General features: G+C 33.5%; 13 protein-coding genes and 1 pseudogene. 3 read left to right on the forward strand and 11 right to left on the reverse strand.

Going from position 1 to position 12,034, the window contains the following annotated elements:
- Positions 1-90: 90 nt before the first annotated feature.
- Both J2Z76_RS07210 and J2Z76_RS17065 read right to left on the reverse strand, forming a co-directional pair.
- Positions 91-423, reverse strand: a complete 333-nt coding sequence (locus J2Z76_RS07210; RefSeq protein ID WP_209511332.1) for a hypothetical protein — start codon at positions 421-423, stop codon at positions 91-93.
- A complete protein-coding gene (locus tag J2Z76_RS17065; protein WP_209511333.1) occupies positions 396-527 on the reverse strand; it encodes a CPBP family glutamic-type intramembrane protease in 132 nt (43 codons plus the stop codon). Before J2Z76_RS17065 ends, J2Z76_RS07210 begins: the two co-directional genes overlap by 28 nt.
- A 26-nt stretch (positions 528-553) precedes the next feature.
- On the opposite strand from J2Z76_RS17065, the gene J2Z76_RS07220 reads away from it, so the two are divergent.
- Positions 554-943, forward strand: coding sequence for a Mu transposase domain-containing protein (locus tag J2Z76_RS07220; RefSeq protein WP_209511334.1), 390 nt, complete (start codon positions 554-556; stop codon positions 941-943).
- 38 nt (positions 944-981) lie between these two features.
- Positions 982-1,591, forward strand: a pseudogene (locus tag J2Z76_RS17070) (ATP-binding protein).
- A 25-nt stretch (positions 1,592-1,616) separates the two neighbouring features.
- Here J2Z76_RS17070 and J2Z76_RS07230 read toward each other — a convergent pair.
- From J2Z76_RS07230 to J2Z76_RS07245, 4 genes are all read right to left on the reverse strand, one after another.
- Entirely contained in the window at positions 1,617-2,141 is a 525-nt protein-coding gene (locus J2Z76_RS07230; RefSeq protein ID WP_209511335.1) for a PadR family transcriptional regulator, read from the reverse strand.
- Between the two features lie 63 nt (positions 2,142-2,204).
- Entirely contained in the window at positions 2,205-3,053 is an 849-nt protein-coding gene (locus J2Z76_RS07235; protein WP_209511336.1) for a sialate O-acetylesterase, read from the reverse strand.
- Between the two features lie 392 nt (positions 3,054-3,445).
- On the reverse strand, positions 3,446-4,063 hold the full coding sequence (locus J2Z76_RS07240) for a lactate utilization protein (RefSeq protein WP_209511337.1): 618 nt from the start codon (positions 4,061-4,063) through the stop codon (positions 3,446-3,448).
- Between the two features lie 74 nt (positions 4,064-4,137).
- Positions 4,138-4,359 (reverse strand): hypothetical protein, encoded by a 222-nt coding sequence (locus J2Z76_RS07245; protein ID WP_209511338.1) that lies wholly within the window; start codon positions 4,357-4,359, stop codon positions 4,138-4,140.
- A gap of 300 nt (positions 4,360-4,659) precedes the next feature.
- Between J2Z76_RS07245 and J2Z76_RS07250 the strand changes: the two genes are divergently transcribed.
- Positions 4,660-6,075, forward strand: coding sequence for a PQQ-dependent sugar dehydrogenase (locus J2Z76_RS07250; RefSeq protein ID WP_209511339.1), 1,416 nt, complete (start codon positions 4,660-4,662; stop codon positions 6,073-6,075).
- Positions 6,076-6,178: 103 nt separating this feature from the next.
- Here J2Z76_RS07250 and J2Z76_RS07255 read toward each other — a convergent pair whose 3' ends face one another.
- From J2Z76_RS07255 to J2Z76_RS07275, 5 genes are all read right to left on the reverse strand, one after another.
- Positions 6,179-6,622, reverse strand: coding sequence for a hypothetical protein (locus J2Z76_RS07255; protein ID WP_209511341.1), 444 nt, complete (start codon positions 6,620-6,622; stop codon positions 6,179-6,181).
- A complete protein-coding gene (locus J2Z76_RS07260; protein ID WP_209511343.1) occupies positions 6,622-7,065 on the reverse strand; it encodes a LytTR family DNA-binding domain-containing protein in 444 nt (147 codons plus the stop codon). The genes J2Z76_RS07255 and J2Z76_RS07260 overlap by 1 nt, the downstream gene beginning before the upstream one ends.
- Before the next feature lie 13 nt (positions 7,066-7,078).
- Positions 7,079-8,374: an alpha/beta hydrolase family protein gene (locus J2Z76_RS07265; protein ID WP_209511344.1), complete on the reverse strand. Its 1,296-nt coding sequence runs from the start codon at positions 8,372-8,374 to the stop codon at positions 7,079-7,081.
- A 510-nt stretch (positions 8,375-8,884) separates the two neighbouring features.
- Complete coding sequence (locus J2Z76_RS07270) at positions 8,885-10,297, reverse strand: SLC13 family permease (protein WP_209511345.1); 1,413 nt, start codon at positions 10,295-10,297, stop codon at positions 8,885-8,887.
- A 3-nt stretch (positions 10,298-10,300) separates the two neighbouring features.
- Positions 10,301-12,007 (reverse strand): SDR family NAD(P)-dependent oxidoreductase, encoded by a 1,707-nt coding sequence (locus tag J2Z76_RS07275; protein ID WP_209511346.1) that lies wholly within the window; start codon positions 12,005-12,007, stop codon positions 10,301-10,303.
- Positions 12,008-12,034: the final 27 nt, after the last annotated feature.

Below are 12,034 nucleotides of genomic sequence, written 5' to 3' on the forward strand. Positions count from 1 at the left end.
TATGTAAAATAACAACTAATAGTAAGAATATGTTTATTTATATGTTGTATTTTTTTTGTTTTGCAAGGGAAATAGTTATCATAATAAATTTTAGTAACATAAGCCAAAATTGGGAAGACAGGGCGAGTGCGCCGTTAAAAGAGCAATTAATATCATCCGAGGAAATGGATCCTCCTTTTCTTTCTTTTTATGATTTTTAGACAATTTAATATAATAAATAAGTGTTGCAATTGCAACTAATGGTTCAAAAAATAAATAAGAATAGTCAAGAATAGCATGTATTAAAATTGGAATCCATGATATTCCTGACTTTTCTTGAATATAAATAAAATACCATCCACTTAAAATACCTCCACCGATTTCGTGAAGTATTTCTTTGAAAATATTAGAATTATTTAGTATTGATGGTGACCAACTCCCCAAAGTATTCCGCTGATAATCATAGCTCGAATTACAGATTTTTCTTTTAACTTATTGTATATATATCCTCGATAAATAAATTCTTCACCAAAAGAAACAACTACCAAGTTAAAGAATAAAATTGGTTGATAGATTGAAAGTAAATAACGAAGAATTTGAGGATTATTCAGATTTAGAAGATATAGTAAATGAATTTAGAGATGACATTAATTTAGAAGTATCACAGGCAACTAATGAAATGCCATTAGGACTTTTTAAAAAAGAAAAAGAGTATTTAAAACCAATATATAACATAGATTTGTTGTTATCATATATCTCCGCTCAAAAAGAATATAAGGTAAATAAAGAATCTATGATTAGCTATAACGGTAAAAAATACTCTGTACCTACCAAATATATTGGTAAGAAACTCAATATTAATTGCTTGGATAACAATAATATTAATATATATTATAGCAATGATTTAATAGTTTGTCATACATTAAGCGATAAAAAATTTAACTACAACATCTTTTATACATGAAAACATGATGAAAATGGACATGCTGATAGGAGAATAAAATGTATGCAAAATTATTAAATAACTTAGAAACGTTAAATTTAGAAAAGATGTACTCATACGTACCTACATATTTAGATACAGTAGCAAAGGAGGAAATTAGTGTCTTAGATGCATTAGTTCATCTTACTGAAAAAGAAATAATATATAAAAATGAAATGGCCTCTAAAATACAAATAAGTGTAGCAGGATTTCCTTCATCTTGCAACTTCAATTGCTATTGAAGCTGCGAGCAAAAGACATTTGACACATTTTATCACTTGCCATGATTTAATACAAAATCTTAGAAAAGCTTACAATGAAAACAGACTTGAAGCAAGGCTTAAACATTACAGCAAATATAAGGTTCTAGTTATTGATGAAATTGGATATCTCCCAGTAGATCAGTTAGGAGCTAATTTATTCTTTCAATTAATAACCAAAAGGTATGAACGTAATTCAACAATAATTACAACGAATCAGCCTTTTAGTAAATGGGGTGATGTTTTTTCTGATATGACATTAGATAATGCAATATTAGATAGGCTGTTGCATCATTCTCACGTTATAAAAATAATTGGTCCTTCTTATAGGACCAAAGACGTTTATGATTATATAAAAGAAAATAAGTAATTTTTTTAATTTATTATCGTAAAAATCATGCATTTTTATTTCTTATATCTTTTAACAATCCTTCAAACCACTCTACATTTACTAAGTGATGAGAACATGAATTTTCAAGCATTTTTCTAAAATAAATAGGGATTGTTTCATTATGCTTTAGAGATTGTTCTAATAAAGAAATCTTCACCTGAGTTTGCTCGATTTGTATTTCTATTAGTTTTATTAGTTCCTCTTCTTTATATTCATTAGCAAATAGCATTGCTGAATAAAAAGATAAATTTACATACTCCGTCTTAGATCCATACTTATACATCAATTTTTCAAATTCTTTTTCCCCTAATTCAGTGATGATATAATTGTTCGTCTCTCTAGTATTGTCTAATTGGTCAATTTTTTTAATATAATGTTTTTCTTCTAATTGTTGAAGATTATAATAGAATGACCCTTTAGTGAAATTTACTATATATTTATAGTGTCTCTCTTCCATTAAGGCTAATAGTTCATATCCGTAAGAACCTGAGTTTTGTTTCAATAAACCTAAAATTAGTAATGGTATCAAAAAAACATCTCCTTTTTGTTCTTCATAAAAATTATATTAATAGTTATTTCATAATTATAAGGTTTAGTCCTGGTTTATCCGCATTACTTGAGATATGAAATCAGCATAGGATATTTTCCCGAACGCAAAATCCATACTTTCTATATATATCTTTTCTGCTTTGGTATGCGCTCTAGCATGAATTATATTTAGCAGCTCATTTTCATTAATTAATGGCTTCAATACATTCTGCCTATTAGAAAACGCTTCAAAGTATCGTAAACCAAATTTTCTTTGTGAAATTGCATTAATATGAATACCATCGGGGTTAGAAGTTAAACCTGAGGCTGTGACAAAGTAAGCATTATCTTGTTCAAAAGCAAACTTTTGCAGCTCTTGATTAATAAAGTTATATTCAGAACAGCTTTTTCCAAATCCTTCTTTACCCAAATAATCTCCTAACCCACCAATAATAAATGGAATATCTGGAGCATTCAGTTCCTTTCTAAGAGCATCAATAATTAATAGCAGCTTTTTGTAATAAACTTTGTAGTTACCATTAACACTATCACTTTCTCCTTGATGCCACAGAATTCCTGTTAACTCACTACTTTGCATAGCAAATTTAGCTTCAGTTATTGCATGTCTAAAAAGTACTCCTTCTACAGCCCACTCATCCAGTGTACTTCCACCTTCAGCACAAGGAATTAAACCAATAATATCTTCTCCATTTTGACCACACCAGGCATCTGCAAATGAACCCGCTAGACTTATTCCCGAAACAGGACGGTCATAATTGATGGGCTCAGTCATCATTTGCCATCTACCATTACGTAGCATTTGTATTCTTTCATTATAAATCGGGGGTACTTCATGAATAAACCCTCGTCCAGCCATATTTGATTGTCCTAACATTAAAAATGACTTAACCATTTTTTTCATCCCTTCTTTTTATTTAATATTTATGAAGAAATGTTTCCAGTTCTCAATAAATATTTAGTAGTTACTTATTTAATTCATAGCTTCAGTAGATTTTCTTAAGTTTTTAAAACTATCAAAATTATCATTAGTCTAATTAGACTAACATCTCATAAATATTATAGTCTAATTAGACTATTTGTCAATTATATTTTAGACGATACAGAGAAATATTTATTAATTAATTTTACATTCAAGCCTCCAACTCCCTGCTTAGCTAATAATAATAAAAAATAGCCGACTATGGTGAATACTTTAACTTCACCCCAGACGGCATAAATTTATTTTTAGTAACCTATAGTTTAATTTATTTTTTTGGTATTTATACTCTTACGCAAAAAACCGTTTTAAAATCCGTATGATTCATTTACAATGATTACCTTTATTCTATCCTTGACAAACTGTCCCGCAATAAGAACAAAATCATTACAAATCCTCTGTTTATGCCTGCAATCAATGCATTTATCCAGCTTCGTACATGGTGTATCCTTTTTGAGTCGTTTCGCATCCAAAGGGGCTGCGATTTGCCTTGTACGGTAGACTGCATCATCTACGGTATCTACCAATTTATTGATACCGACTACAACGATTACTTGCTTCGGTCCGTACAGCATAGGAGCAACGCGGCTTCCATTACCATCAATGTTGAACAGCTTTCCATCAAGCGTAATAGCATTGGTACCGGTTAAAAACGTGTCTACGTCAAAATTTTTTAGGTAGATTGCCCGCTTTTCATCTGTGGTGAGCCCAGACTGATATTTGTCATAAAAATTAAAGTCGTTGCATCGAACAAAATCAAATACACCTGTTTCCTCTAGCGTAACGGAATCTCCACATCCAACCTTTTCGCCACTTCTCATCAACGTATCTATTAATTTAAGCAACTCTTTTTTATTCTCAACATAGTATCCTGCCATGTTATTCTGCTGCAAATTTAAAATTACTTTCCTTATTCTTTCGTCCATACATACCTCTCAGAAGTCGTTTTTGTGGATTTTAAATTACTATTCAACCGTTGTCTTGAATTTTCTTGTCAAAATCAAAACATTGTTTTCATCATAAACATTGGGTATTTAATTGGTAAATACATGTAGAAGTCTTTTATTTGCTTTGCTGAATAACTTGTTATATCTAAACCTGTTTCAAGATCTGCATATGAAGCTCCACCCTCTGCGTATGCTCCTAATATTATCCCTTTTTCTGGTTCTAATGGAGCACCAAAATATTTTATTTTGCTCTTTGATTCATCGGTTGTCTTCATATAAAGTTTTACTTCTGATTTTATATAATCAGCTTTTCTTTCAGCTATTAACCTCTCTCTACTCTTATTGATCTTTTGAAAATATTTTTCTTTTAATTATTGTACATAATTCCATAATTGTGAAATAGCTTGTTAAATTATAACACTAATTCCCATATATTAAAATATTTTTATGCTTGATTATTTCAATAATGTTCTCTACAAGCACTATCAAGTTAGGAGTAGACCCAATTTGGTACTAAAAGACCAGTTCAAATCATATACTTATAAAGAAAATAATAGGAAGGGGTGTAAAATTAGTTGATAAAAGTTAAAGTTAGTTTACGTCCAATTGTTAGTAATATAAATTTACCCACTGTTTTGAAAACAACTATACTTCCAGGTGACTCAATTGAAAGTATAATTATTGCAACCCAATTAGGAGAAATTTTTTACATAAGAAACGGAGTTGTAGGTACTTTTTTAGATATTCGCTCGCGCATTATTAAACTAGGTGCTAATAGAGGTGGATATGATGAACGGGGGTTAGTAGGGCTAGCCTTTCATCCTGAATTTAATTATAATGGACTGTTTTATCTTCATTATTCAGTAGCTGGAACACAAGGTCCAGGTGCTCTTTCTCAATCTTTTACCCCTAATCCATGTGACCCAAGAACTTTATCTCTAAAGTGGATTAATAGAGAAAATCAATATGATCATATTGATACAGTTGAAGAATGGGCTTTACAACCGAATAGTCAACCTCAAAAGCAGAGGACATTACTTAATTTAAGAAGACCCTTTTTTAATCATAATGGCGTCAATAGCCTAAACTTTTCACCTGAAACAGGAAAACTTGTTTTAACAACTGGAGATGGCGGATCAGGATATGATCCATTTAATTTAAGCCAGGATAATATGGAAATTGCCGGTAAAATAATTGAAATTGATGTAACTTATAATGCACTTATCGATAATCCACCTGTAGTCACACGTTTTGATGAAATTCCTATCCCTATACAAAAAATGCTTACGGTAATTGCAAAAGGGGTTCGCAATATACCTGGCATTTCATATCAAAGGTATTATAATCAATACATAAAATATGTGGGAAATGTCGGACAGGATCTGGTAGAATCGATTTTTTCTTTCATTTATTACAATCCAATACCAGTTACTCAGCTTATTCAAGATTCTTTACAAAAATTTGAACCTTCCCAAGAAGGATTTATTAACCTTGGCTGGAGAGGTTGGGAAGGTGCTTTTCCAACTTCAATAATAAGTGGCTGTTCTGCAAATCCAACTTTAGATGAAAAAACAATTACATATTATAATGAAGCAGTAAAAACTTCAGTGTTGCGTCTTCAGCCTTTAACAAGTTATTATCATAAAGATCCAAGACCTGATAAGTTTGAGGGTTCTGCACTTACAGGAGTGCAGCCATATATGGGAAATGAAATCCCTAATTTAACGGGAAGCGTAGTTTTTACCGATTTTGTCAGGTCTGAAGAATCTCAACCTCCTGCTAGAGGGGTTTTAGCTTATACTAGGATAAGAACAGATTGTAAGCTAAATGATTATAGTGTAATTGAAACTGATTACAATTTTGGGTCTCAATCGTCTTTTTATGTTAGTTTAGGATCAAATCTAGATAATACCAGACTATATTTAGGGGTTTATGGCTCTACGAATGTATCTGATGGTAACCAAGGTACTGTTTTTGAAATTATTTCATGATTCACTAAAATATAAAGAAAACATGAGATAACAATAATACTAATACACCTGATTGGGGGAGTATTTAAATTTACAAAATTGAATATGTTTTCTTGTGAATTTACTATAAAGTGGTATTGCTATCATTTCTTTGATAAGCTTTTAAACTATCATTTAGTATAACTGCTGTTTTAAAATCTAATAGCCATGAAATAATATGTACAATAATAAATACAATTACTATAGATAAAGCAACTGATGTTAAAATCATTTTATCCTTCATTATCCCAAAAGAGTAACCTGTTATTAATATCAAACATTCTAGTACCAGAAGCTGAAGAAAATTTCTAAATATCATTTGTCTTACTGTCAATTCTTTTTTAGAATAAGTTACAAAAAAAGAAATAGTACTTATTGCCCCAAAGATAAGAGGTGAAAAATATGCTTCATATCCGAATCTTCTGTTTGGTTCATAAATTAATCCTATAATTCCAATTACAACTGAAACACATGTAACTATAATAAAGAAATTCATTAAGCATTTTTTTAAGAAATCATTAAAATTCATTATAATCCCCCTTTTAATCTTTCTTTTAGTTCAGTGACATACTGCCTTGAAATAATCACTTTTTCACTATTATTAAGGGTTGCCATAAATCTGCCGTTAAGAGCTGGTTTTATAAATTCTATTTTCATGAGATTGACTATTACGGATTTTGAGCAGCGAAAGAAATTTCTTTCCCCATATAATTCTTCAAACTCATACAACTTAATTTTAAGTTCATAAACCAGGCTCTCTAAATATGCAAATACCTTATTATCAACTGATTCAATGTAGTAAATATCCTGTAAATAAACAAAATGTATTTGTGAATCACAGTAGGCTGTAAGGGATGTTTCTCTTGATTTCACAAAATTAATTATTTCGTCTATTTGTTGTGTAACTTCATAGCATTGAATTAACAACTGCTCTTCTTTTTTCTTGTCAATCATTTCTACATTGATTTTCATATATTTACTTCCTTTAATATTCAGTCATAATATTTAACTCTTTCCCATCCTTTAGATAATAGTTAAAATAGTCCAGTACAACATTGTTCATTTTTTCTATACAATATACCTTATCTATATTACCTGTTCCAAGCATTTTAGCTAAAAACGGAGAAAATAAAGGTAAATCTGTAAAATTTAAATGTCCGGATTCTTTAAAAACTACATCGTGGGAATCAATTGCATTTTCACTTGCTACCATGTTAGCATAATTTGAAGAATCTGACAATGCTTCATTATAATGTTCATCATTATAAATATTTAAAATTGGTACAGGGTATGCATCATTGTTTAGAACTGATTTTCCATCAACAAAATCAATTTGTTCTCCAATCATAGTTCCATCAATGACAATGACTGCATCAATATCTTTTCTCATCCTTCCAAGCTCAGCAGCTGTAGCTCCACCAAGGGAATGACCGCTTAATCCTATTTTCTCTGTATCAATTAAATTATAAACATATGCATTATCTTTATTATTCAGTATTGTTTCAAGAACGAAATTGATATCATCAGTCCTTAATTTCAGCCACTCATGAGTTAGTTCATAAGTTTTTTCATCATCATAATCACCATTTTGTACTGCAATTGCATCATTTATAAAATCATTGTTAACTATTACCGTTTTTCCATCAGTCTGCTTTGAAAAAAATGATTGATAAGTATGGTCAATGCTACATACCACATACCCGTTGCTTGCAAGTTCCATAAATGTTGAATAATTACTTCCTCGAAATCCGAAAGCACCATGAGAAAAGATTACTAATGGATACTTTTCATTCTCTGATTCTACGTCTGGATACCAAAACTGCATTGTAATCTTTCTATTGTCGCCCTCATTAGAATAAGTTTCTATTCTGTCAGCATCAGTTAAAGTATAGCTTTCTGTTGCTACAGAGTAGTTACCACTTGGTTCAATATCATCAAACTGTGGAAATAAAATAGATGGTATAATTGCAAAAACTAGTAACACACAACGGTTAACAAAAGACAATACTGCATATTTCTTCTTAAAAACTTTATTTGATTCAGGTTTTTTAACTAAAAATACAATTCCTATAAATGCTTGAATTAATAGAATGATTAAAAGCATATACCATCTGAAATTCAATTGAACAACTCGAACCATAACTAAAAGACAAAATAGTGCAAACTCACATAATCGTATAACATGCTTAACTTTTCTTTGTTCTGATTTTGTTTTTAAACTATAAACCATGAATCCTAATTCAATAACTAATAAAATAAATATAATCATAACTCCTAACATAAAATCCTCCTTGTAATAATCAATATATAGGGATAATATGATAAATAAATAATTAAGTCAATACTCTAAGGGGTAAGTTGCAAAAAACTGAGCTAAGTTGCATAAAATATTGCTACATGTTCCATAAGACCTAATAGTAAATTATAAATCCATTGTTTATAGCATAATAAAAATGCAGAGTATGGCTGCTGAATTTCTGGAACATTTTACTTTACATTGAAGGTGAGCATGATAGTCTTTTATGGTAAATTTCATCATAAATATTTACTAATATTTCTATATTTTGACCACTGTATGATGAAAAATCATAACTTATGTATAAACATAGAAATAGACAGAGGGGATTTTAAGACATCTTAAACGTCTATCTGTCTTACCTCTGTCTACTTCATTGTATTTTTTTATATACACAATGAAATCCTTTTGTGCAGTGATGTTATGCTTTCAGTTTTTTCGACTCCATGATATTCAGTGCTAACTATACCTATGGCTTGCATGATTAAATAAGCCTTAGCCCATGAAACCCATTATCCTCCAAAATGGTATGCTAGCAATATATGCTATTATACTCAGCACAAGTAGCGCATAAGCCATCGGAACAACATCTCGATGCTCTACCATTCTGTTATTGGTTATAGCATAAGCCGGTTTTATCAGAACATTGTTATAGTTGGTTGCCCAAAGCTGGATAACCATATTTGCACAAAATACAACTATAAACGGATGGTAACCAATAGGTATAACAAGCCCTTGAAAGATTGCAATAAATATGGTTAGAGTTGCAATCTGAGACACAATTACAAAGCGAGCCAAGAAAACAAGCACGGTAAAAATCGGTATAAATATCCATACATTATTAACTAGAGGTGCTACATACGGTCCGATAATATTTGCCAAATAGGTTGATATTCCAAGTGACGAAATAAATCCTGCAACACTCAGTATTCCACCAATAAGAACTATTATTTTCCAGTCAATCTTGGTACAAAACTCCTCAGGAGTTACCACTCCCAGTGCGGCAAATGCACAATATGCAACCAAGGTTACCGCAAGTGCGCTTATCCCATGAAAGGACTCAGTCATCCAAAACACCAGACTAATTGCAATTATAACAGCTGCTTTCTTGTCATTCATGTCCATAGGAGGAAGATTGTCAATTTGTTCTTGAATGAAATTTGAGCCCAGTGACATCGAACCCTTGGGACGGTAGAATGTGATTATGAAAAAGAACGAACCGACTGTCATAATAAGAGTCCAAAGCCAAGTTGCCTTAAGCCATTCGACAAAGCTGAAAGTGGTGCCAGCAAACGCCATCATAACCTGAACATTACTATTGCCAGTTGTAAAACCGTTACTCAGAATGAATGATGTAACGAATATAGTGCAAAACAATCCTGCTGCAGGTTTACTTGATTTCTCAAAGTTCGCTGTCTCACACACTTTAATTGCCAGAGGAGCCAGTATCATAATCTTGGCGTATACGCTTGGTATCATCAGACTCATCGCTAGCGCAGCCAGCATCAGAGCCGCCACTTGACCTGCATATGTCGGCGGAAATGGTTTTAATATTCGCATAGTCACACGGGTCAGCACCGTTGTCTTCTGAATGGCTGAAGCCAAAGCGAGTATTGTGATAATTTGCCAAAGTGTAGGACTGCTGAATTGTGAAAAAACTTCAGATGCTGTCCCAACCCTGAAAACCAGCAGCGCCGATAGTGTAAACAAAACAGAGAGATATTCTGAAAAAATTCGAAACGACATTAGGAATATTAGCCAAATGAATATCCCTCCATATCTCATGGCCACCTGCTCCAGGCCAAATGGAGCAGGTATGAAAGCTATCGATATTGCAATTATTGTAGCAATACAAAGCTTTATCAGTTTCTTTCTTGAGGTAACAGTCATTTTAATTATACTTTCCATAATCTACTGCTCCCTATTAGCATCTGCTTCTATCGCAGCATGGCGTGCCTTGACAGCATCCATGCGATCAATATGTGTGATTATATATTTTTGTCCTTCTTCCATTGCCTTAAACAAGCGCGGTCCTATAGGGTCAATAGATGTGCCAGTAATGATGTTATTTTCGAGTTCTAGTAACCCATTCTGATAGGCCTCAGACTGGAAATGCGGATCCTCGCCTTTCGCGAAGCGAGCTGGACGATATTCATCAGAGTGATGAAGGTTTGTTTGTACAAAACTAGGGCAATATATTGAAACCTTAACATTTGTGGCTTCCATGTCTTTCAGCTTCGCGCAGACAGATTCCGAAAGCGCCACGGAAGCATGCTTTGATGCCGAGTACGCTGGGTTCTTTCCGAAACCTGAAATGAGGCCCGCAATCGAGGCAGTTGTGATAATGTTTGCAGGTGTGCCCTGTTTTATCATAATAGGCAAGACCTCACGGTAATAGTAAGCTTGACCAAGCATGTTTACACCGACCACCCATTCAAAGTCGCGGGGGTGCAGAGTAGTACTGCTGCCAACAGGCACTACTCCCGCATTGTTGAACATAACATCGATTTGCCCATAGACCTTCATTGTTGCATCTACGCTCGCCTTAACATCTTCATAGGTAGATGTGTCACCTTCGAAGATCATGCATTCCACATTTTTGCTATCGAAATAGGCCTTTACTTCCTTAAGCTTCTTACCTACGATATCTACCAGAGCAAGCCTCATTCCCCTAGAGGCTGCTTCTTTGGCAAACTCATAGCCAAAACCGTGTGCTGCGCCCGTAATCAGCGCTACCTGACTCTTGAAGTTGCGGTCGCTGTTACCAGGTCCGCCTTCGGGTAACTCCGCGTCTTTCTCGATTAATCTGTGACGAGACTCAATATATGGCAGATACTGCGGGTGTGTTAGGATATACATCTGCTCTTCTTCAATTGCCTTAAACAGACGCGGTCCAACACTATCAATTGGGATGCCAGTTGAGATACTAACATTCACACGACCTAGACAACCTTTATAAAACTCGGACTGATAGTACGGATCATCCTTGTCTTTGAAACGGTCTGGGCGATGACGCTCGCAGTGATGCAGGTCAGTCTGCACATATCCAGGGCAGTACACTGAAACGCCTATATTTTCTATATTGTTCATCTTTAAGTAATTGCTGAGATCCTCAATCAGCGCAACTGCACCGTGTTTCGTAGCCGAATAGGTCGCGTTGTTGCCTATTCCGTGAAGTATTCCCGCAATTGAAGAAACACCCGTTATGTGGGCCATGGTTCCCTGCTTTACCATTATCGGCACAACCTCATGATAAAAATAACTGTGGCTAGTAAGGTTTGCGGCTGTCGTCCATTCCCAGTCACGCGCTGGAAGATTTAAAATATCCCCACAAGGAACGACACCTGCGTTGCAAAACAAAACATCTATCTGTCCAAAGGTTTCCATTGTCTTATTCACGATCATTTTCACATTTTCATACAGGGTAACATCCGCAACTATCGCGAGCATTTCTGCACCGAGGTTCTTAAGTACAGCAGTGGTACCAATAAGATCAGGTTCATCAATATCAACTACGACCAGCTTCATTCCTCGTTTTGCCGCCTCAATTGCAAAGGCCTTTCCAAAGCCATTTGCTCCGCCGGTAATCAAAGCAACTTTGTTTTTAAATTCTCTCATAATCTTTTCTCCTTTAAATTAATTAAA

It is taken from the genome of Sedimentibacter acidaminivorans (assembly GCF_017873955.1).
In the GTDB taxonomy this organism is placed as follows: domain Bacteria; phylum Bacillota; class Clostridia; order Tissierellales; family Sedimentibacteraceae; genus Sedimentibacter; species Sedimentibacter acidaminivorans.

Bases quoted from the DNA above. Each gene is read 5' to 3' on its own strand.
- J2Z76_RS07270 (WP_209511345.1), bottom strand. From the start codon at position 10,297: ATGGAAAGTATAATTAAAATGACTGTTACCTCAAGAAAGAAACTGATA.
- J2Z76_RS07235 (WP_209511336.1), bottom strand. From the start codon at position 3,053: ATGGTTAAGTCATTTTTAATGTTAGGACAATCAAATATGGCTGGACGA.
- J2Z76_RS07265 (WP_209511344.1), bottom strand. From the start codon at position 8,374: ATGTTAGGAGTTATGATTATATTTATTTTATTAGTTATTGAATTAGGA.
- J2Z76_RS07245 (WP_209511338.1), bottom strand. From the start codon at position 4,359: ATGAAGACAACCGATGAATCAAAGAGCAAAATAAAATATTTTGGTGCT.
- J2Z76_RS07255 (WP_209511341.1), bottom strand. From the start codon at position 6,622: ATGAATTTTAATGATTTCTTAAAAAAATGCTTAATGAATTTCTTTATT.
- J2Z76_RS07275 (WP_209511346.1), bottom strand. From the start codon at position 12,007: ATGAGAGAATTTAAAAACAAAGTTGCTTTGATTACCGGCGGAGCAAAT.
- J2Z76_RS07240 (WP_209511337.1), bottom strand. From the start codon at position 4,063: ATGGACGAAAGAATAAGGAAAGTAATTTTAAATTTGCAGCAGAATAAC.
- J2Z76_RS07260 (WP_209511343.1), bottom strand. From the start codon at position 7,065: ATGAAAATCAATGTAGAAATGATTGACAAGAAAAAAGAAGAGCAGTTG.